Below are 21,445 nucleotides of genomic sequence, written 5' to 3' on the forward strand. Positions count from 1 at the left end.
TGCAAGTTTGAAAAAACTCAGGGCAGCGAGCCCGCGACTTACCCGCTGAAATCGGTCGTTCGTGCAACCCGCTCCAAAAATCCAGGGAACCTCACGCCCAAACAGAGCCAAAATTCGAGGTAAAGACACCGGTTTATTGGCGTGGAAATCAGTGTGCGCCGGCGAAAATGTCTTCCAGCAGCATCTTCCAGGCTTCTCCGCGCGCGGGAACCCCGTCCAACATGCCGATGGGAATGCCTACTTCAAACAGGGCGCCGGGATGGTCAGATTCCCAAATGCGCTGAACCGCCAGGGCATCGGGACGTATCGCGTCAGGCAGACCGCGAATCCAACTCTCGATTTTATCCGCAGGATTGCGCGCGTCGACTACCGCCCAGGTTTGATCTACGTAAATAACCGAGATGAGCTTCGCCATGGTGCGTCGATGCGCTTCAATGAGCGAATCTGCCAAAGCCAACACACAGGTCTGTCCCGGATGTTCCTCCATCAAGGACTTCAGCTCTTCACCAGAGCGCGCCCGCAACGCTTCGCCAGGAAGGGTCGTCTTTGGTCCGCCCAGTACGCAATAGGCATCTTGTCCCAGCCGACCTGCCAAACGTTGCGCGGTTTCTACAATCGACAGGGAAATCGGGGAGGAACCCACCACCACAATCGTGGAACCAGGCTTTTCCAGCAGCGGCACCGGTTCGGGCAGCGCTGCGACCACATCATTCAACGCCATTTCGCTGGTGTCGACAGTGCCGTTAGCGACGGCTTCCGCCAACTTTTCTCCACCGGGGACCCCGGCGAACAACTCCGCGGGGAATCCCAGTTCACTCAGCGCTGCTGCTGGCAGTTTCGGACCGGGAGCAACACGCGGAGTGGAGGTGATGATACGTCCCGCCGTAGCGCCCGGCGCTGCCGCCCCCTGGAGGCGCGCATCAAAAGCCCCGCTGGCAGGTCGTGTCAGGGACCCGATTGCACCGGTTACGGCGGAAGCTTCACCCGCCACAGCCGGGATGCCCGATTCTGGCTTTGTATCGTTGATGAGAGCTGCCGCATCCCCAATTCCCATTTGTGCCATTTGGGCTTCCAGCTGGGCTTGGGCAGCTTCGGTGTTGGAGCTGAGCTGGGAACGAGCTTCGTCAAGCAGGTGTTCCAGTCCGGGGTCTTTCTTGGTGGGGGAAATCGCGCCGTCGTCGCCTCGCGCAGTCTTAGCGGCGGGGGGCGCGACGGTATCGCCAGGTTCACGAGTGCCGGGGGGAGCCTGTTTCTTTTGTCCCCAGCCAGCCTCATCAGCTTGTTCCGAAAGAGTCTTGTGGATGGGCTTAGGTTTAGTGCTCGCGGCAGCAGCGGCAGCAGCAGGGGTGCCGGTAGCGTTGCGGAAGCTCTGGGGCGGTTCACCGACCCCCTCGACTTCCACCAGGACTTCATAATGTTCCTTGGCGAACATCCCGGCCAGACCGCCCTTACGGACTTTTTCCGCTTTGAGCACGGTGACCCGTCGACCCATGCGTTTCACTTGGCCGATGAGGACGTCAAGGCGATCGCCTTCAACCAGATATCGCGTGGCTGCCACTTATCGTTCCCATCGTCTCGATCATTACTTTTGCGCCCGACACCTCGGTGTATGACAGCACCGGCAAGCGCGCTATACCAAGGTTAACAAGTTTTCGCAGCGCTGGGCGTAAGACAGGCGCGCAAACTAAAACAACAGAAAATCCGGTTTGCTCTGCCTGCTCGGTCACTTCACGGGTCTGGTTCAGGAAATTCTCCATCCGGTCCGGATCTAGAGCCAGCTGCGAGCCATCATCGCCGGGACGCACGCTCTCCAACAGAGACTGCTCAAAAATCGGATCCAAAGTAATCACCCGCAGCACCCCGTCCATCACATATTTTGCGACAATCGAGGGACCCAGCTCCGCCCGAGCTGCTTCAATCAGCTGCTCCGGCTCGGTGGTTTGTTTGCCCTTGACAGACAGCGCCTCAAAAATGCGGGGCAGGTCCAGGATGGGGACCTGTTCTTCCAGCAGACCCTGGAGCACCACTTGGACTTCACCCAGAGACAGCATCGCCGGAATTAGTTCCTCTACCGCGCTCGGGTTCGTCTGGCGCACCCCATCGACCAGAATTCGCACGTCTTCACGAGACAGGAGTCGCGCCGCGTTCTCGCTGACCAGCGCCCCCAGGTGAGTAATCAGCACGGAGACTCGATCCACCACGGTGGCTCCTCCCAGCTCCGCGTTGTAGCGCAGCTCCACGGGAATCCATTTACCGGTCAAACCGAACACGGGTTCGTTGGTAACGTCACCAGGGAGGTCATCCAGCATGTCGCCCAGTGCCAGAACTTTTCCGGGTGGGGCGATGCCGCGACCGACTTCCACCCCGGACATGCGAATGACGTAGGTGGATACCGGCAGGTCTACGGAATCACGAGTCCGCACCGGGGGCAGGACAAAGCCCGACTCGAGTGCCACTTTGCGGCGCAGACCGCGCACTCGTGCCAGCAGGTCAGTGTCGGTGTTCGCGCCCACCAGGTCGATGAGGTCGGGAGCGAGGAGGATTTCAAGAGCCGGAACCCGCATCTGTTCAATGAGCTGTTCGGGGGTTTCGCCGGCAGGCTTGGAGTCGTCCTCCTCGACTATGATTTCCTCTTCGGCTTCGACTTGCTTAAGTTTCGCCATCGCACGCCACCCGGCATACAGCAGCAAGGCGCCGATGATAAAGAACGGGGCTTTTGGCATCGCCGGAATAATTCCCATCAGAACGCACGCCACCCCGGCGATGAACAGCGCGGCAAAGGACTGGGTCAGCTGACGGGAAAAGTCTCCGCCGATACCGCCCTCGGGAGAGTCCTTGGAACGAGTGACGATGACGCCAGTCGCCAGGCTCATCAGCAGGGAGGGAATCTGGGAGACCAGACCGTCACCGACCGTCAGCTGAGAATATGTCGAGATTGAATCACCGACCGGCATCCCCTCGACAACCATGCCGATGATGAACCCGGCGATGAGGTTGACGATAGTAATGACAATACCCGCGATAGCGTCGCCTTTGACGAACTTGGAACCACCGTCCATAGCGCCATAGAAGTCAGCTTCGGAGGCGATTTCAGCGCGCCGGGCACGAGCGGTTTCTTCATCAATGAGTCCGGAGTTCAAGTCGGCGTCGATAGCCATCTGTTTACCGGGCATAGCGTCCAAAGTGAAACGCGCCCCCACTTCCGCGACACGCCCCGCGCCGTTGGTAATGACCACAAAGTTGATGATGACCAGGATGACGAACACCACCATGCCGACGACGAAGTTACCGCCGACCACGAAAGTCCCAAACGCTTCAATGACCTTGCCAGCTTTCCCGGAGCCTCCCCCGGATCCGGGCGTCAAAATCAGTCGGGTCGAAGCGATATTCAAACTCAGTCGGAACAGGGTCAGCACCAAAACCAAGGTCGGAAACACCGAAAAATTCAACGGCTTGGACACGAACATGGTGGTGAGCAGGGAAATCATGGACAACATGATGGACATGGTGAGGAAAAGGTCCATCATCCACGGCTGCAGGGGGAAAACGAGCAACATAACGATGCCGACAATCCCCACGGGGACTATCAGCCTCGAAATTGTGGCGGCATCAATCTTGCCCTTCACGTGCCGGTCTCCTCACCGCCAGGGACTCCATTCCTGCTATATCTTACCGTCCGAACATCGGCAAACGGGTCTTTTACATTAGATTTTCCTACTTTTTTAGGGATACGACACACTTTGTCAGGACTCCCTCGCAAACATGTAAGACGGCATCTTGTGAACTCCCCCACGCGTCCCGCGCTTTTTCAAAATCAACACGAACGCCAGGACCTGAGCGACCGCGGTATAAAGTTCCTCCGGAATCGCCGCCCCGACCTCGACCGTAGAGTACAGGGTACGCGCCAACGAAACATCCTCTACCTGGGGAATCTTCGAGTCTTGGGCGACTTCACGAATCCGCGCTGCCACGTGATCCACACCCTTCGCCAAGACTTTCGGGGCGCCCTGTCCCGCTTCGTATTTCAGGGCGACCGCGTAGTGGGTCGGGTTCACTACCACTACGTCTGCATTGGCGGCGTCGGCAATCATCCGGTTGCGGCTCATGGCGATGGCACGAGAGCGGCGCTGGGACTTAATCATCGGGTCGCCTTCGTCCTGTTTGTATTCCTCCTTGATTTCCTGTTTGGACATCTTGGTCTGTTTCTGGTTCTTTTTAAAGATAAACAGTGCGTCCAAGACGGACACTACGATGCCGGCAATGACCGAAGCCCAGATGAGCAGCCACATCTTGCCTTGACCGTAGGCAATCAGATTCCACAAGGAGATATGCCCCGCTGCCCCCATCACCTCGGTGACCCCGGAAATCACCACGTACAGCACGACACCCACCGCAACGGTCTTGAGCAGTGCTTTTAACCCGTTCCACAACGCCTGGACGCCAACCACTTTCTTGATGCCTTTGACCAAGTTCAGGTTCTGCAATTTAGGTTTTAAGTGTTTGGCAGAGGGGAACACCCCTCTGCCCTGGATGATGTTTACCATCACCGCAATCAGCAAAATCGCCAGCATAAACGGCAGCAGCGTCCACACAATCGTTCCCAGGGAACTGCCCAGGTATCCAACCAGTTCGGACTGGGAGGGGATTTTTGTGAAAGTGACCGCGGTAATCGTCTGGCGGCGCGCATTTTGAAACGCCGTGTCTATCAGGGACGGGAGCAGGGCTGCCCCGGCTGCCAGGGAAATCCAGCCGGTCAGATCCTGAGATTTTTGGAGGCCACCTTCTTCACGAACTTTCTTTAGTTTTCGCGGAGTGGCCTTTTCAGTCTTTTCGCCGGAATCGCTCACTGGAACACCCCCTGGAAACTCACCATGACTTTATCCATCAGTTTGTCCACGACCTGTGGAATCACCACCATAATCAGCGGCGCGGTGAACGCGGTCATCATAATCTTCAGCGGGAAGCCCAGCGTAAAGGCGTTCATCGCCGGCGCCACCTTGGTCAACAAACCCAGGCCCATGTCGGTGAGGAACAGTACCAGCAGCAGCGGTCCGGCGATTTCGATGGATGCCACCATCAGTTCTCCGAAACGAAATACCAGGCGGTCAGCGTAGTTACCCATGTCAAAGGCAGCACCTATCGGCATGGCATTAAATGACCGTGCCAGCCCCAATATCAGCAGCTGGTAGCCGTTGGTGGCAAAGAGCATCGCCATTGCCGACAGCTCATAGACCCGCCCAAAAGTCGCCTGGTTCGTCATGGTGAGCGGGTCGAAAGCTTGTGCCATAGCGAAACCGCCTTCAAAGTCAATCAGCGAACCTGCCATCTGGAGCGTCGCGACGATAATGCGCACCATTACTGCCATCGCGAAACCAATCAGGGCTTGAATCAGCAGCTCAAACAGGAACACGTCCGATCGGTCTACGGGTCCGATGCGTCCCATGCAGGCAAACCCAAGTGCTGCGCCCAGCATCGCTTTGATACGTCCGGAAATGGCGCGGTTATTGAAGGGGGGACAGAAAGCCAAAAAGACCGTAGCGCGCACGCTAGCCAGAGCGAACGCGGTGAATAAAGCGAGATTGACGGTCACGGCGCACCTCGCCCTAAGAATTAAGCAGGGTTGGAATCCGCGCCATCATGTCTTCGGTGGTAGTGACCAGGGTTTGCAGCATCCAGTAACCCGTAATGTACAGGGCAATCCCCACAGCGACGGTCTTGGGGACGAAAGTCAGTGTGACTTCTTGGATTTGGGTGATGGACTGGAACAGTGAAATCAGAAAACCCACGACCAAGGAAGTAATCAAAATGGGTGCTGACAGCTTAGCGCCCATCAACATGGCGGTCAGCGCGAGGTCTAAAACTGCGGAAGAATTCATCGGTACGTTCCTATCAAAGTCTTGGTCAGCAAGCCCCATCCGTCAACCATGACAAACAGCAATACTTTGAACGGCATGGAAACCATCACCGGAGGAAGCATCATCATACCCATACTCATGAGGGCGGCGCCGACGACCAGGTCGATAACCAGGAAAGGAATAAACACCACAAACCCGATGATGAAAGCGGAACGAACTTCAGAAATCATAAACGCTGGCACCAGGGTGGTAAAGGGGGTTTCTTCCAGACTGGGCGGGTTGGGGCGGTCCGCGGCGCGGGTCATCAGGGCGATATCCTCCTCGCGGGTCAGCGGTCCCATAAACTCACGCACCGGCTTTTCCGCGAGTTTGAACATGTCCTGCACTTGAATCTTGCCGTCCATATAGGGTTGCACCGCATCTTGCCAGATTGACGTGATGGTGGGACTCATAATGAACAGGGACAGGAATATCGCCAATCCAGAAATAACCTGATTTGGCGGGAGTTGGTTTAGCCCCATGGCGTTACGAGCCATTGCCAAAACGATGAAAATCTTGGTAAAGGACGTCATCATCAGCAGCAGTGACGGCGCGATTGAAAGCACGGTAATCAGCAGGAACACCAGCACCGCAGTGGATGGCGCTTTGTCCCAGCCGTTGACATTAAGTTGGATGCCCGGTTTTTCCGGATTAACCGGCGCGTTGGGGTCAGCGGGACCGATGATGTCCCCCGGATTCGGATTCGGGTTGGTTTGTCCCGGCTGGATTGTTCCTACGATTCCCACAAGCGCGGGTTGTCCTGGTTGACTCATTGCGGTGCTGCCGGGGGTTGTCGCTTGGCTGGCAGCGGACGCGACAGGAGTAATCCCAGCGGCAGGGTCAGCGGAGGCATGGGGCATCGAAAAATTAATGGCAAACACCGCGATAACCGCCAGGAACCAGACCAATTGCAGACGCAGACGAGCCACGCGCTGTGCGGGGTTGAGTTCCCGACGCTTCAGCCCGAAGCCATAGCGCGAACGACGGGCGCGTTCACGGTCTTCCTGAGCCAAGCGAGCGGTATCAACAGTGCCGTATTCGGGCGCGAGGGTATCCACCGTAAAATCGGGAGGTACAGTCAGCGTGACCCCCAGGCGTTCCCAACGCGCCGCGCTGGTGCGGTACTGTTCGCGCACCGCCTGGCGAAACGCTGCCTGACGTCGTGCTTGACGCGCCTGACGCGCCTGGGCGTAGGCTTGAAAGTCCGCTACCGAAGCGGCGTGTTGCGCCAGCAGCAGCTCGCTCATGCGGATTCACCGCCCGTAGTGGCACTCTTTGACGTGGTAGAGGGAGTTTCCGCCGCGGGCTTTTTAGTGGTCTTTGCGGGTTTGGTCACAGCTGTTTTCGCGGGGATTGCCGGGTCGTTCGCGACAAGTTTCCGCGGTCCTTTCGCTCCGAATTCGGCGGCAATCTGCGCTGCGAGAGCATCCATCTGCGCCTCGGTGACCTGTGACTTCGGCTTTACCTGGGCAGGAGCCGGGGCAGGGCGGGAGGACTTAGCGGGTTTAGTCTGCACGGCGGGACGATTCTGTGCTACGGGTCGAGTCTCGGTAACGTCCCGACGTGCCGGGTCTGGAGCGGGGCGCGCCACTCCGCGTTCGACTCGCTTGGTTGCCCGCGCCAGCAACTCCCCAAAAGGTCTGGAGACTGGCTGATTTGCGCGCTCTTGAAAAGCCTCGGCAGCAGCGCTGAGTTCCGCAGACATTTCCTCGGTGTCATAAATCTCAGCGATTGGAGTAACGGCAGAATCCCCCGCCCCCACCAGGAACATCCGTCCCCCAATCTCGATGAGCGCGACTTGTGACACCCGCGAGAGCTGCAATCGAGACACCAAACGCAACCCCGGACCCTCGTAATCACCCAGGTTCGTACGTTTCACCCAGCGCCACAACAACCACATCAACAGGAACACCACCACGATTCCCACAATGAACCGCAGGAATACCATCATGGGGTTCTCGGCAGGGGCACCGGCAAAAGGCGCGGTCGGGGTGACCACGTCAGTGGCAGGGGAACTCGGTGGGGCGCTCCCTGCAGGAGTGGTCGCGGGAGCTGTCGGAGTCGGTCCGACCAACTTCGTGTTACCGGTCAAGCTGGGACTGTTCGGATCTGCAGTGGTGTCGCTACCCAGGGTAGCGACAAAGCCATTGAGGCGAACATAACCGAGCGTCGTCCACGCCGCACCGGTCTGTAAAACGCCCAGCAAGCTCACTGCGCACACCTTTCCGACTGATTCAACCCGCTAGGACTGGCTCTGATTCTGTTGATCCGCCAGAGAGACAATTTCCGTAATGCGGATGCCGTATTCTTCGTCAACCACGACAATCTCTCCGCGAGCAATCAAGCGACCATTCACCATCACGTCAGCAGCTGAACCTGCCGAACGATCCAGCTCAATCACCGAGCCGGGGGACAAATCCAGAACATCATGCACTGCCAGCTTGGTCCGCCCGATTTCTGCCGTCAAGGTCATCTCGACGTCATAGAGCAGCTTCATGGACTCCGCACGCTGTTCCGGAGTGGCAGTAGATTGGGTGATTGGACCCTCCGGGGCAGCTTTAGCTTCCTCCGCGGGGGCAGATTTCGGAGTTGCCGGTGCGGGGCGTACTGCCAGCCAGCCTTCCACTGTGCCGTCTGCCACCAAAGTGACTTTGACCCAGTCCTCGCTGTTCAGCAGGTCATCAACCGTGCCCTCGGTGGTATCTTCCATAACCCCGGTACCCAGGGAAGAAGCAGCCGCTTGCAACGCCGGCAGCAAAGCCTGGGTCTGGGTCATTCCCTCCGCGCCCTCTAATGCCTCGGCAATGATGGAGGACGCCACCAAACACACCTGCAGGGATTCCTCGGAGGATAAAGTCGTGACAACGGCGGGAGAATCAGCACCCGGCATCGGGTCGCCAGGCTCCCACGAGGATGCGGTGAGCTCCGTGGTTGAGGGCAGCAGGGGGATGGCTGCCTGGGCAGCTTCCAGTACCTGGTTCGGGGTCACGCTCATTTCTTTTCTCCTTTGTTAACGGAAACCACCATCGCCGCTAGACGCGACCCGGAAGTTCCAGCAGCGGTTTCTGCCAAAATCAAATCCCCAACCACCAAGTCTAGAGGTCGGGAAGTCGGGTGTATTAAAGGTAAGGTATCACCGATAGCCAGACCATCGAGTTCGCGCGGATTAACATTGCGCGGAGTGAAACGCACCGCTACCCCAATCGGCACGTCTTCTAACGTATCTACCAGGTGTTGACGCACCGCCGCGGCTTCCGCCTTTTGCTGTTCGGTACGAGTATCGTGCACGTCCCCCTGATGGATTGCATCCGTAATCATCGACACCGGCATCATGATGGAGCAGTCGTCCAGATGTTCCCCCGCAGTCAAAGTAATCGGAGCAAACAACACCGGGGTGGAGCCGTCTACGACCTGCACAAACTGCGGAGCATATTCGATGGTGCGGAACTGACTGTCCAGCGGCAGCATGGATTGGAAAGCTATATCGAGGTCAGCCAGCACCCGCTTGAGGAAGTCAATGAGTACAGAAACTTCCACCTCAGTCAGTTCCCGGTCCGGAGTGGATTCCACGTCTCCGGTGCCACCCAGCAGGTGATCGACCCAGGCGAGAGCAGTCTGACGAGGGAACTGTAGGACCCCCTTGTTGCGCCCCCCTTGGAAATCGATAATCACCATCAGGGTCTGATTAGGCAGGGTCTTAATGTAGTCATCGTAGGAACGCATGGACAGATCCCCGACTTCGCCGGTGATTACCACATGCAGGCGTCCCACCAGCTGATTAACCCAGTGTCGGGTGAAGGCTTCCAGGGCCATCTCCATAATGCGCGCGTACTCGCGCGGAAGCTTCATCGGTTTACTAAAGTCGTAAACTCTCGCATCCACATCGGTCTGAACGATATTTGTCTTTGCCATCGCTGTCCATTTTATCCAGGTCAACCGGTAGATTTGGGGGTTTCCTGGCGTTATGAGAAAGAATCGTCTCCCGTATCAGGGCGTCCCCGGTATCACCAGTGAGATTTACTGATACGCGAAAGTGGTGAACTGAACGGTTACCACGTGTCCGTTATAAGGCGGAATCGGACTCTTGTTCAGCTCCGCAGTATATTTCTTTTTCATCTCCTCTATCGCACCGGACTTATCAAAGTCTTCTTTTTTCATGCCTTTGAATATCCGCAAAGCCGCATCACGAGCCGGGGACGGATCAATTTCTGAGCTGCCCTCGCCTTCTGCCTTGACATCTTCATCAAAGTAAATCGTGGCAGCAAACGACATATAGCCGTCATCGAGGTTGATGCTGAGTGGCTCCCCGGTCGACACCGAGAGTTCACCCATCACCAAAGCCTTGGTGGTTTTCGCAGGTTTCGGAGTGTCCTCGTCGCCTCCCCCGCCGAAAACACCCAGCAGTTTCAGCGCCAGGAACACACCTACCGCTAAGACTGCCAAAATCACCACAATCAGGACGATGACGAGAATCTTTTTCAAGCCACCGCCACCGCCGGGATTCGCTCCTGCCGGGGGCGCGGTCGGGGGCGCAGCCGGCTTAGCGGCCGCTGGGGCCGGTCTTGCTGCGGTGCCTCCCGCTGGTTTCGCTCCAACTCCGACTGGCATATTTCCTCCCTAAAGTCCTGACCATTGCGACCGGTTTTGGTCTGTGTTTAGAATCGCACCGCGTCAGAGACTCTCAAAATCACCGACACCGGGGCGACTCGCATTATCCTTCTCTACGTTACCTATAAAGTCCTGCTCTCGGGGCTGCTTGACGTCAGAATTATAGCTTTCCTCACGTCACAGCTCGATGAACTCACCGCACCTCAGCCCGCATCTCCTTCCGAGCTTTGAGCGCCCTCCGGGGACGCTGGCTGCGGAGACGGTCCGATTTGGGGCGCTGCCGGGGCAATGTTACCATCTCCGGAAAGCTGTTTAGCCGCATCGGGCAGGAGGGCACGGACAGAATCCTTCGCGGTTGACATGATTACAATATCCACCCGCCTATTGAAAGCCCAAGCATCCTGACCGGGAGTAGCCTCAGTCTGGTGGTCTGCCCCATAAGAAATCGAACGCAGCTTCGTTCCGGGCACGCCGTCATCTTTGAGGGCAATTAGCACCTCGATAGCCCGCGCTGAAGCCAAGTGATAGTTCGAGGGGAATTTTGCACTGGAAATTGGCTGCGGGTCAGCGTAACCTTCGATGGCGATGCCCTCTTCGATAGACATCAGGGTCGGCGAAATTGCTTTCAAGACTTCCCGCGCAGTGGGCTGAATCGTCGCATCGCCAGTCTTGAAATAGGTATCGTTGGCGACCATACCCAGCACCAGACCCTTGTCGGTAATCCGCATTGCCAGGGAGCCTTCCTTGCCGGCGTCCTTTAATTGTTCCTCGACCTGCTTCTTAATTGAGTTCAGGTGACTGGCTTCCCGCATGGCTTGGATACGTTCGGGCTGCGATTCAGGATTTTGGTTCAGGTTCCCCATTAGGGTCCCCAGCTGCACCGCCGAGGTGGACCCTGCCAAAATCCCCAGTCCGCCATCGGTTTGGAGGGGATTGGCAATCTGGATGGTGGAATTGAAACCTGCCGCCAGGGAGGTGCGCAGTTTCGACAGCTTGCCCTGGTCGACTTGTGAAATCGCGTACAGCACCAGGAACAGGCACATCATGACGGTAATCATGTCCAGGTAGGATACTGCCCAACGCTCGGTGTTATCAGGTTCCGGGCATTCATGCTTACGCTTGGCCACGGTAGGTGCCTCCTCTCGGTGAGTTACGGGAAATTGGTGTTCGGGTCACAAGTTCGGGTTAGGCGGCTTTTTCGCCTTTTTCACCCTTTAACTGGTTCGGCGGAATCAATGAGCGCAGACGTTCACCGACCTGACGCGGGTTCGCCCCGGATTGCAGACTGATGAGCCCTTCCGTGACGATTTCCATCCGCGCCAACTCCAGCGTAGAAATCCTCTCCATCCGGGAGGAAAGCGGCAACCAAATCATGTTCGCACTCATCAGACCCCACAGGGTAGCCACGAAAGCCGAAGCAATCAGCGGACCCAAGGTTTCTGGCTCGGACAACTGCGTCAACACGTGGACCAGGGAAATCACGGTGCCGATGATGCCGATAGTCGGGGCATAACCGCCGGCTTGCTTAAAGAATCCGTAGGCGGATTTATCCGATTGCTTACGAGCCTCAATCTTGTCAGACAGCATAGACCGCAAATCTTCGGGATCCATACCGTCAATGGCTGCCATGAGACCCTCGCGCATGAACTGATCTTCAATGCCCTTCGCAGCATCTTCCAACGCCAACAAACCTTCGCGACGAGCCTTTTCCGACAGCGACACAATGGTGTCAATCGCGTCGGTGGCATCCGGAACCTTGGCGGTAAAGGCCTTTGGAATCCTGCCAAACGCATAGAGAAAGTCCCTCATAGTGAAAGACGCCATCGTTGCCAGGACGGTTCCACCGAACACTAGAATCATCGGAGGGGGCAGCAAGATGTTTGAAATCTCAGCACCCTCCATGTACAGCATGGCTACTACGGCTGCCAGTGCGCCAACTACGCCAACAATTGCTGCGGGATCCATACTTAGTCCTCCGAATCTTTCTGTATGTTCACCACGGTCAGCTTCGCCGCGGAAGCCAAAGTCCGGGAATCATCTTGGATGAGTTCCTCCACGCGAGCCAGCAGGCGGGCGCGATCCTCACGAATCAGTGCGATGACTTCGGTCACGGTCTGGGAAACCACGTAGCGGGTAGCATCCACCATGACGATAATCGTGTCAGGCGTTGACTCGACGCGCTCAATCAGGTCGGGATTCAGGACAAAGTCCGACCCGCCCAAGCGTGTCAACGCAATCATGGCTGCTCCTCTCCGCGATTTTTCTTAACTTCGGTGCTTTTTCTGAGATCTAAAGGTTTTTCGGGATTTTTCCGGGAATTATGCTGGAATTTTCACCCCTGACTCACTCCCGGTCTGTCCCTGACCTAGCGCTTCATATTCACCAGTTCCTGCAGGATTTCATCCGAGGTGGTGATGACCCGGCTGTTCGCCTGGAAACCGCGCTGGGACAGAATCAGGTTCGTGAACTCGGCAGCCAGGTCGACGTTCGACATTTCGATGGCGCCACCCGTCATGGCGCCACGCTGACCGGTGCCAGCTTCGCCAATCTGGGGCTGACCAGAGTTACCCGTTTCCACGAAGTAAGAACTGCCCGCCTTTTCCAAGCCCAGCGGGTTGGCAAAGCTCGCCACAGCGATACGCGCCAACGCACGGTTATCCCCGTTCGAGAACGTGCCGCGAATTGTGCCGTCAGCCTCGACCGAGTACCCCGTCATGTAGCCTGCCATATTGCCATCGACCTGCTTTTGACCGAAGTTATTAACCCCACCGAAGCCGGTCAGAGCCGATAGATCCAGGTTAATCGGCTGCTTGGTGACATTCGGCTGTAAAATGCTTGACGACTTCGGGGTCGTTGTTTCATTCACATTCACCTGATCCAGTTTGAATTTGACGGTCTTCATGGCTTTCAGGGAATCCTCGTCCAAGGTACCGTCGGTCTTAAACTTGAAATTCAATACGCCATCGCCATCAGCAGGTTTGACCTTTGAACCGCCGATGCTGACCGAACCTCCGTCTTCAACCTCTAATGCGATGCGTGCCCCACCGTCATTCGTGAGCTTTTCACGTTGAGTTTCGTCCAGTTCTTTGAACACGTTTGCGTCATAAGCACGCAGCTCCCACATTGGTTCCGAACCCGGATTGGCAAAATCGTTACGCGCGAAGGTCAGCAGGACATCGTGCGGGTTGCCCTTGTCATCGTAAGCGTGCACGATTTGGGAACGCTGGAACGCGTTGTCCGGGGAAGTCTTGGAGCCGGTCGGATCCATGTAAATCTGGTCAGCGGGAATGTTGCCACCGTAAATGACCTTGGTAGTCGGTCTGCCTTCTACCGTCTTGGTTAACGGCAAGGTGATATTGCCGGGGGTACCCGAAGCGTTAATAGTACCGTCCTTGTCTCCCATCCAGCCCTGTACGAACGAGCCGTCCGCCGCCACGACCTGACCTTGGGCGTCCAAACCAAAGGAGCCGTTACGGGTGTAGACGCTGGAACCGTTCGTTTTGCGCAGGACATAGAACCCGTCGCCATTAATCATGGTGTCCAGGTTACGACCCGTCATCTGGGCAGCGCCGCCGGTGAAGTTTTGGGTGATGGACTGGAGCTTCACACCCAAACCGACCTGCGCGGGGTTCATCCCGCCACGTTCGTTCAGTCGGGGGGCTGCCCCGGAACGCACCAGCTGGCTGAACGTGTCCTCGAAACGAGTCGACGCGCTCTTAAACCCAGTGGTATTGACGTTAGCAATGTTGTTGGAAGTCACATCGAGCATGGTCTGGTGGACACTCAAGCCCGAAATCCCGGTAAACAGTGAACGTAACATTTTCTCTTTTCCTTTACTAGATTAAGCCGCGGGGGCTGGAGTGTTGGTTGCTTGATTATTAGTCTGTGTCGCCGGGGTGGGAGTCGCTCCCGTTTGCCCCGGCGTGGTTTCCGCAGCAGCGGCAGCTCCCGCAGCTGCTGGTGTCTTCTGAGGTTCGGCAGCCGCACCGGGCTTTTTACCTTCTTTCACCGCATCACTAATGGCTTTATCCAACGGTGAATTTTCCGTCGGGTCCGCAATACCCAGGATGTCAGACATCTCCACCTTTTCTTTGCCGATATGAGCCAAGACCTTACCGTCAGCCAGGAACTCGACAGCATCAATCTTTCCGGCGGTGGTCACGGCGTTGCCCTGGGCATCAACCGCGTCATACACGGCGGTCTTGCCGACCATGGTCGTACCCTGAGCGCGCTGTTGCGCCTCAAAAGACTTCTTGGAAGCCTCGGTCATCTGAATCATCTGTTCCATGTTCGTCATGGTCGAGGTCTGTTCCAGCAGTTTCGCGGTATCCATGGGCTCGGTCGGATCCTGGTACTTCAACGTTGCCAACAGCAGCTTCATGAAGTCGTCTTTGCCCAGTTTGCCGGGGTTTTCCTTCGTTTGAGCAGCCTTGTCAGTTTTCTGTCCCTGGTTCATTTTCTTAAGGAACAGGGCTTCTTTTTCCGCCTGGCTCATTTCCTTGGTGGTGGCGAGGGTCTTCGCGTCCTCTTTTGCCTTGGCGTTCGCCCCGATTGTGTAGTTATCCACAATCGGATTAGCCCCAGCGCCTACTGCATCAACTGGCATTATCTTCTCCTCACAATCACGCGAACATATCCACCGAACCGTCAGTGCCGTCCTTTAGGACATCACCGACTTTCGGCTGGGTCACGACGTTTTCTGTTTCAGTTTCGGATCCATCCGTTCCGGCTGCGCCCGCCTGGCGAGCCTGTCCGGTTTCCCGCTCGGAAGAACCGGCTCCCGCGCCCGTGAACTGGGCAAACTCTTGGGCGTCTGTCGCCACATCCAAATCCGCCTGCAACCCGGTAGACGCCAGGTCGCGACGCAAGTCACTCAGGGCTTGGCGCAGCTGCTCGCGCGCCGCCTCCGAAGCTCCCAGCAGCTGCAAATGCACCGTGCCGTCAGCGTGGAAGTTCGCTGCCACCCGCACCGGACCGAACGTCTCGGGGTTGATGGCTAACTTCAACTGATGCTGGCCCTGACCCAACATTTTCAACCGCGACAGCTGGTGTTGCATCTGATCAAAAAGCTGTTGGTTCAGGTTCGGGGCGTAAGTCGGCGCAGCCTGGCTCACCGGGTTCGGGGTGGATACGGCAGGAGCGGCAGCCGGTGCGGCGGAAGCCATGGGGGTGGTCTGAGCAGAAGTACCGGACACGGCGCTCACCGCGGAGGTCCCCGCGTTAGCCCCTCCCGCAGCTGTCGTATTTGCGCTGTTACCAGCGGTTTGCGCCGCTGCCGCCACCGCTTCTGCCATAATCTGTGCAGGCTCGATTCCCTCCGGCATCACGGGAGCCACAGTCTCCGGCTGTGCCGGGAGGAGCGACGGGACTTTGCCAGATTTCAACTGGGCGGCAATGTCTGCCCCGTCGATTGGTTCTGACTCCGGCGCTGTCGTGTTGTGCGCAGCGGGAAGCTCCGGAGTGCCCGGAGCGGTTTCGGGCTGCGCGGGAGTCACCTCCACCGTTTCCGGAGTCGACTCTGCAGGATTCACCAGTGGGGTCGTAGCAGGTGCCGCGGTTTCCTCTGAGGTGAGCGAAACGTTCGGTTCCTCCGGGGAAACTTCCGGGGGTGCGACTGGGGTTTCCGTCAGCGTTTCCACAATCTCGGCAGCGACATTCACCCCGGTTGACGCTGCCATCGTGTCAGTCGCGGTAGTCTCCGCGACGGAAGTGGAATCCGAGGTTTGCGCCGCATCAGTCGATTTGCTCGCATCATCACCCGGCTTATCTGTGGATTTCGCGTCTTCGGCGCGCTTACCATCGCTGGTCTGATCCTGCGCCGCAACTCTTTCGGGTCGCTCGGGGCGACCCGGGCGCTCGTTGCGTTCGAGTCGTTCCGGGCGCGCCGGCTTGTCGGTTCGCGCTTCCTCCGGTCGATTGGTGGCATCACGACGGGTACTGGACGGGCGTACCGTCGCCACCGGTTCGGGGGCCCGCGCGTGGGAAGGCTTTGCCGCAGCAGGGCGGGAATCACGAGCCGGGTCGGGGTGGTTTTCCCCGTGGCGCGCCACGCCTGCCGCGGGAGTGCGCGCTTCGGTCGCCAACGCACTCATGAGCGACTCAAAAGCAGTGGTGTCGGCGGCTTTCGCGCCAGATGAAGCGGCTTGGGCAGCAATCGCTGCCGCATTCGTGTCCTTAATATCAATCATGTCACACCCCCAGAGAAGAACGTAGGGCGCCCAACGCGCTCAAGGACGAAGCGGTATTGCTCAAGCTTGCGTTGGCTCCCATCGTGCCTTGGTTACCTATCAAAGCTCCCAAGCCACCAGCAGCGTTAGCCCCGTACAGGGAGGACCCTCCCAGGAACTGACTGAGCAGTGTCGAGCTGTAAGAATTATTCGAATTGGCGGTACCCAACAGGGACGCCAGCGGATTAGCCCCCGCCGTGCCTGCCCCCGCTCCTGACAAAGCTCCTACCAGCGCAGCTGCCAAGTCAGCGGACGAGTTGCCCGGATTAGCCGCACCGGGGTTCGCTACGCCAGGCACAGCGTTATTTTGTGGCAGAGACGTATTGCCCAAAGCTCCCAGCAAACTCGCCAAACCTGACCCCGCCGCACCCGGCGTCGTCGCACTGCCGTGGCTCGGAGCTGCGGGATTTTCCCGCACCGCAGGAACAGGCGAAGGCGTGCCAGCCGAAGGCCTCCGAGGTGCGACTGCGGGATGCGGGGCGGGGCGCGGATTTGCGACCGGAGCAGCTCCGGGCGCGTCACCAGCGGAACGCATGACACGGCGGATGGTCACAATCGGGCCCAAGTCAGAAACGTTAATTTCCGTCACGGTCTTGCCCGGACGTGGCGCATGAATGGCTTTACCGTTGCCGACATAAACCGCCACGTGCCCAGAATTTCGCGTAATCAGCAGGTCGCCTGGTTTCGCATTCTTAATCCCGTCCACTTCCACGCCGGAATGCTGCTGATCATAAGTGACGCGCGGCAGCGTCACCCCAACCTGCCTGGCAGCAGTCTGCACCAATCCGGAACAATCCAGTCCCTTGGCGGGATCCGTACCACCCCACACGTAAGGCACCCCGATGTAGGAGCGCACCTTTTCCACAAATGCTTCAGCTGTCCCCGGAACTCCCTGAATTTCCCCTTTTCCGGAGGCCCGGGTGGGCGTGGACTTGTTAGCCGCGGAAATCTGGCTGGCTAGCTTGGCGCTGAAATCTCCGGAAGTCCCGGAAGTTTTCGACGCAGAACCAGCCGCCCCGCTCTCGGTCACAGAGACCGGGGGACGACCGTGATTATTCAACGCGTTAATCATGTCTTGAATCGCACTGATTCGTGACTGGACACTAGCCAGGCTCACAATTTACCTCCCTCGGCAAAAGCCGGGTATCGCTGACCGACCGAGCCTGCCACAGGCTCCTCCGGGAGCGTCTCCCTCCTTGTGCGGACACGCAGTTCCGCACCGGTTTTGCCTTCCGTGGCACTGCCAGAGTTGCCCATATGAGACGCTAACTCATCAAGGACAACTTGTTCCTTGTGTAAGTCATCGGCAATAACTTCTTCCGCATGACGATTTTCAAGCTTTTCTAAGGTTGCAGTCAGGCGTCGCGCTCCCTGCCATTCATCCTGACGCTGATCGACCACCGCTTGCGCGTACTCTTTTCGCGCAATTCCCTCTTTAATCTGCATCATTGCCGCGTTACGCATCGCCGCAGCGACGGCGAGGTTGGTGGCTCCGGAAGTCTGCATGGAACCGAGACGTTCCCGCGCCGAGGACAGTTGCTGGTCAGCGTGGTTTAAGTCAGCGTGAGCCGAGGCGAGACGACCTGCCGCCTGATCCTCTTGCAGCTGACGCAAATTCAGTAAACCCTGGAGACGAAATGCGCGATCCACCATTTACACCACCCCTATGCCGCTTCCTCAGACTTGAAAGCCTGATAGAGGTCGAACAGTTGCGACCAAGCTGCGTCGAATTCGACCTTCTCGTCAGTCTTTTGCGTCAGGAATGCTTCAATCTCGGCATCATATTTCACTGCCGTATCCACCTCGGGATTGGTGCCCGCTTGGTAAGCCCCCACATCCAGCAAGTCCTGCACAGAACGTTTTGCCCCCATAATCTGACGCAAAGCGGTTGCAGCTTCCCGTTGCTCCCGCGTCGTGACTTTGGATGCCACCCTGGAGATAGAACCCAGCGCGTCGATAGCCGGATAGTGTCCCGCCACCGCCAGTTTCCGATCCAGCACGACGTGCCCATCCAGGATAGAACGTGCCTGGTCGGCAATGGGTTCATTATGGTCATCCCCATCCACAAGCACGGTGTAAATGCCGGTCACAGACCCGATAGCACCGGAACCTGCTCGTTCCAGCAATTGCGCCATCATCGAGAAAGTCGAAGGTGGATAGCCGCGAGTAGCGGGCGGTTCACCTACAGAGAGACCAATTTCGCGCTGTGCCATACAGGTACGGGTCAGGGAATCCATCATCAGCAGGACGTGGCGACCGGCATCCCGGTAGTACTCGGCGACGCGGGTGGCAGTGAAGGCGGCGCGTTTACGCAGCATCGGGGACTCATCCGAAGTCGCCACCACCACGACCGAACGGGACAAACCCTCCTCGCCCAAATCATCTTCCAAGAACTCACGGACTTCCCGTCCACGCTCACCCACCAGGGCAATCACACACACTTCAGCATTCGTGCCACGTGCAATCATCGACATCAATGTCGATTTACCGACCCCGGAACCAGCAAACAAGCCGATGCGCTGACCGCGCCCTAACGTCACCAGCGTGTCCAGGACACGCACCCCCATCGCGACCGGCATATCAATCCGGGCACGTTCCAAAGCATTGGGAGCCGCTCCATGAATCGGTACCCGGTCAGCCGCATAAATCGGACCTTTGCCATCCAGCGGGCGTCCGGCAGCGTCGATAACCCGTCCCAGCAGAGCCGGACCGACCGGAACTGTGGCAGGTAAGCCGGTACCGCGCACCGGGGAACCGACCCGCAGACCGTCCAGGTTATCCAGAGGCATACACGAGGCGATACCCGCATCCAGCGCCACCACTTCGGCGGGGACACCGGGGTCGTCCCCCACCAGCACGACTTCACCTACAGAGCACTGCAAACCGCGAACCCGGACAGACAAGCCCACGACGGATTCCACCTCGCCGACCCGCTGCGGACGTGAGGCATTCAGCAGACTCACGAAAGATGGTAAAGTAGCCAGCTCCAAGGCGCTCACTCCTCGGCTGCTTGGGCGGACGCCAGAGCCTCTCGCGCACGCCGCACAGCCGAAGTCAGCCGGGCATCCAGCAACCCCTCCGGCATGTAAGCCACCGCGTCACCCGGATCCAGTTCCGAATCGGGAACCAGCTCCACCGGGCAATCCACGCCCAAGCTGGTCAGCGTAGCCACATCCTGTGGGTTCATATTGACCTTCACAATGTCTTTCGGGTCATTCATCGACAAAGCTCGCTGTAACGCTGCCTTGGCGCGAGTCGGTTCGTCGGACAGTTCCGCCCCTAATAGGGCTTCCGCTAAATCCAGCGCCGCTTCCATCAGCGCGGCTTTCATTTCTTCGATGACCAGGGCATCACGGGAGGAAACCGCATCGGCGATAGCCTGGATTTCGTCCATCGCGTCGACATACGCCTCGGTGCGAGATTCTTCAGCCAAACGCGCCTCCTCATTGAGGATGTGGCGTTCCTGTTCGGCTTCACGAGTCGCCCGCTTTTGACCGGCTGCCCACCCGGAGGAAAAACCTTTGGCGTATCCGAAAGCCTGCGATGACTTCCCGTCGCCCTTGATTTGGTTTGTTGCTCCTGCCAAGCGGAAGGCTCCGGCAGAGTTCGCCCCCGCAGCGGTAGACAAAGCCACCGGATTGGGCACACCGCCGCGGCGCTGGTTTTCTTTGACCTCCAAAAGGTCTTGATCAAGCCACATATTCGTCTTCCTCCTCGCGGCGGATGACAATTTGTCCAGATTCCTCCATCTTGCGAATCAGCTGCACGATTTCGGAACGGGCCTCTTGCACCTGGCTCATGCGCACACTGCCCAGCATGTCGATTTCTTCCATAACATTCTGGCGAGCACGCTCGGAGAGGTTCTTCATCAGGCGAGAACGCAAGTCTTCGTGAGTACCCTTGAGAGCCATCGCCAGGCGCGCCCCGTCGACTTGCCGCAGCACCAGCTGAATACCACGATCTTCCAGCATAACGATGTCTTCAAAGACGAACATCCGGGAGCGAACTTCGTCAGCCAGGTCTTCGTCGCGTTCCTCCAGTCCGGTCAGAATCATCTTTTCCGTGCCCGGATCCGCCCGGTTGATGATGTCGACCAGCGGTTCAACACCACCGATAGCTTGCATTTCTTCGGAGTTAATGACTTGCTCAGCCTTCTTTTGCAGGGACTCAGCGACCAACGCCACCATTTCGGGGTTCGCCCGTTCCATCTGAGCGATGCGCACTGCCACTTCGCCCTGGAGTTTCGGTCCTAAACCTGCCATGACTCGCGCGGCATGATCCGGACGCAGATGCGCCAGCACCAGGGCAATCGTCTGCGGGTGCTCGGCGGAAACCAAGGTCACGATTTCCCGCGGGTCGGCGGATTTCAGGAAGTCGAAAGGCTGCCCTTGCATTCCCTGCATCAGGCGTTCCATGATTTCCGCAGCTTTTTCCCGACCGAAAGTCTGTTCCAAAACTTTTTGAGCGTAGTCCAGACCACCGCGCCCCAGCTGCAAACTGGCGGAGGCTATGGAGTTTTCATAGAACTCGTCAATAACATCTGCGGTGATTTCGCGGGGGACATTGGTCATCCGCAAAATTTCAGCCGACAGTGCCTCGACTTCATCATCATTCATTTCGCTCATGACGCGAGCAGCACGGTCTTTGCCGATTTGAATCAGCAACAAGGCAGCTTTCTGCAGCCCGCTCAGAGTCAGGGCTTGCGACATTACCATG

At 57.8% G+C, this 21,445-nt stretch carries 21 protein-coding genes; all 21 read right to left on the bottom strand.

The window, feature by feature from the left end; all coding sequences use genetic code 11:
- Positions 1-148: 148 nt before the first annotated feature.
- On the bottom strand, positions 149-1,558 hold the full coding sequence (locus HMPREF0574_RS04690) for a hypothetical protein (protein WP_004007556.1): 1,410 nt from the start codon (positions 1,556-1,558) through the stop codon (positions 149-151).
- Positions 1,533-3,626: a flagellar biosynthesis protein FlhA gene (flhA, locus tag HMPREF0574_RS04695; protein WP_004007557.1), complete on the bottom strand. Its 2,094-nt coding sequence runs from the start codon at positions 3,624-3,626 to the stop codon at positions 1,533-1,535. Before flhA ends, HMPREF0574_RS04690 begins: the two co-directional genes overlap by 26 nt.
- 117 nt (positions 3,627-3,743) lie before the next feature.
- Positions 3,744-4,847: an EscU/YscU/HrcU family type III secretion system export apparatus switch protein gene (locus HMPREF0574_RS04700; RefSeq protein ID WP_004007558.1), complete on the bottom strand. Its 1,104-nt coding sequence runs from the start codon at positions 4,845-4,847 to the stop codon at positions 3,744-3,746.
- Complete coding sequence (locus HMPREF0574_RS04705) at positions 4,844-5,590, bottom strand: flagellar biosynthetic protein FliR (RefSeq protein WP_004007559.1); 747 nt, start codon at positions 5,588-5,590, stop codon at positions 4,844-4,846. The genes HMPREF0574_RS04700 and HMPREF0574_RS04705 overlap by 4 nt, the downstream gene beginning before the upstream one ends.
- 13 nt (positions 5,591-5,603) lie before the next feature.
- Positions 5,604-5,876 (bottom strand): flagellar biosynthetic protein FliQ, encoded by a 273-nt coding sequence (locus tag HMPREF0574_RS04710; protein WP_004007560.1) that lies wholly within the window; start codon positions 5,874-5,876, stop codon positions 5,604-5,606.
- The gene (gene fliP, locus HMPREF0574_RS04715; protein ID WP_004007561.1) at positions 5,873-7,141 is read right to left on the bottom strand and encodes a flagellar type III secretion system pore protein FliP; all 1,269 of its coding nucleotides are present in this window, start codon (positions 7,139-7,141) and stop codon (positions 5,873-5,875) included. Before fliP ends, HMPREF0574_RS04710 begins: the two co-directional genes overlap by 4 nt.
- Entirely contained in the window at positions 7,138-8,106 is a 969-nt protein-coding gene (locus HMPREF0574_RS04720; RefSeq protein WP_004007562.1) for a flagellar biosynthetic protein FliO, read from the bottom strand. The genes fliP and HMPREF0574_RS04720 overlap by 4 nt, the downstream gene beginning before the upstream one ends.
- Before the next feature lie 30 nt (positions 8,107-8,136).
- Positions 8,137-8,889 carry a flagellar motor switch protein FliN gene (fliN, locus tag HMPREF0574_RS04725; protein WP_004007563.1) on the bottom strand — a complete coding sequence of 251 codons (753 nt, stop codon included), beginning with the start codon at positions 8,887-8,889 and terminating at the stop codon, positions 8,137-8,139.
- Positions 8,886-9,806 carry a flagellar motor switch protein FliM gene (locus tag HMPREF0574_RS04730; RefSeq protein WP_004007564.1) on the bottom strand — a complete coding sequence of 307 codons (921 nt, stop codon included), beginning with the start codon at positions 9,804-9,806 and terminating at the stop codon, positions 8,886-8,888. The genes fliN and HMPREF0574_RS04730 overlap by 4 nt, the downstream gene beginning before the upstream one ends.
- A gap of 105 nt (positions 9,807-9,911) precedes the next feature.
- The gene (locus tag HMPREF0574_RS04735; protein WP_004007565.1) at positions 9,912-10,502 is read right to left on the bottom strand and encodes a flagellar basal body-associated FliL family protein; all 591 of its coding nucleotides are present in this window, start codon (positions 10,500-10,502) and stop codon (positions 9,912-9,914) included.
- Positions 10,503-10,705: 203 nt separating this feature from the next.
- On the bottom strand, positions 10,706-11,629 hold the full coding sequence (locus tag HMPREF0574_RS04740; RefSeq protein ID WP_004007566.1) for a flagellar motor protein MotB: 924 nt from the start codon (positions 11,627-11,629) through the stop codon (positions 10,706-10,708).
- 58 nt (positions 11,630-11,687) lie between these two features.
- Positions 11,688-12,467: a motility protein A gene (locus HMPREF0574_RS04745; protein WP_004007567.1), complete on the bottom strand. Its 780-nt coding sequence runs from the start codon at positions 12,465-12,467 to the stop codon at positions 11,688-11,690.
- 2 nt (positions 12,468-12,469) lie between these two features.
- Positions 12,470-12,742 (bottom strand): flagellar FlbD family protein, encoded by a 273-nt coding sequence (locus HMPREF0574_RS04750; protein WP_004007568.1) that lies wholly within the window; start codon positions 12,740-12,742, stop codon positions 12,470-12,472.
- A 125-nt stretch (positions 12,743-12,867) separates the two neighbouring features.
- On the bottom strand, positions 12,868-14,322 hold the full coding sequence (locus HMPREF0574_RS04755) for a flagellar hook protein FlgE (protein WP_004007569.1): 1,455 nt from the start codon (positions 14,320-14,322) through the stop codon (positions 12,868-12,870).
- Between the two features lie 21 nt (positions 14,323-14,343).
- The gene (locus tag HMPREF0574_RS04760; RefSeq protein WP_004007570.1) at positions 14,344-15,108 is read right to left on the bottom strand and encodes a flagellar hook assembly protein FlgD; all 765 of its coding nucleotides are present in this window, start codon (positions 15,106-15,108) and stop codon (positions 14,344-14,346) included.
- A 16-nt stretch (positions 15,109-15,124) separates the two neighbouring features.
- On the bottom strand, positions 15,125-16,690 hold the full coding sequence (locus HMPREF0574_RS04765; protein ID WP_004007571.1) for a flagellar hook-length control protein FliK: 1,566 nt from the start codon (positions 16,688-16,690) through the stop codon (positions 15,125-15,127).
- Between the two features lies 1 nt (position 16,691).
- On the bottom strand, positions 16,692-17,846 hold the full coding sequence (locus tag HMPREF0574_RS04770; RefSeq protein WP_004007572.1) for a C40 family peptidase: 1,155 nt from the start codon (positions 17,844-17,846) through the stop codon (positions 16,692-16,694).
- Positions 17,843-18,382, bottom strand: coding sequence for a flagellar export protein FliJ (locus tag HMPREF0574_RS04775; RefSeq protein ID WP_004007573.1), 540 nt, complete (start codon positions 18,380-18,382; stop codon positions 17,843-17,845). The genes HMPREF0574_RS04770 and HMPREF0574_RS04775 overlap by 4 nt, the downstream gene beginning before the upstream one ends.
- 11 nt (positions 18,383-18,393) lie before the next feature.
- A complete protein-coding gene (locus HMPREF0574_RS04780) occupies positions 18,394-19,728 on the bottom strand; it encodes a FliI/YscN family ATPase (RefSeq protein ID WP_004007574.1) in 1,335 nt (444 codons plus the stop codon).
- A complete protein-coding gene (locus tag HMPREF0574_RS04785; RefSeq protein ID WP_004007575.1) occupies positions 19,725-20,429 on the bottom strand; it encodes a FliH/SctL family protein in 705 nt (234 codons plus the stop codon). The genes HMPREF0574_RS04780 and HMPREF0574_RS04785 overlap by 4 nt, the downstream gene beginning before the upstream one ends.
- Complete coding sequence (fliG, locus tag HMPREF0574_RS04790) at positions 20,419-21,444, bottom strand: flagellar motor switch protein FliG (RefSeq protein ID WP_004007576.1); 1,026 nt, start codon at positions 21,442-21,444, stop codon at positions 20,419-20,421. The genes HMPREF0574_RS04785 and fliG overlap by 11 nt, the downstream gene beginning before the upstream one ends.
- Position 21,445 lies beyond the last annotated feature (1 nt).

The sequence above is a fragment of the Mobiluncus curtisii subsp. curtisii ATCC 35241 genome (genome assembly GCF_000146285.1).
GTDB classification, from domain to species: Bacteria; Actinomycetota; Actinomycetes; order Actinomycetales; family Actinomycetaceae; genus Mobiluncus; species Mobiluncus curtisii.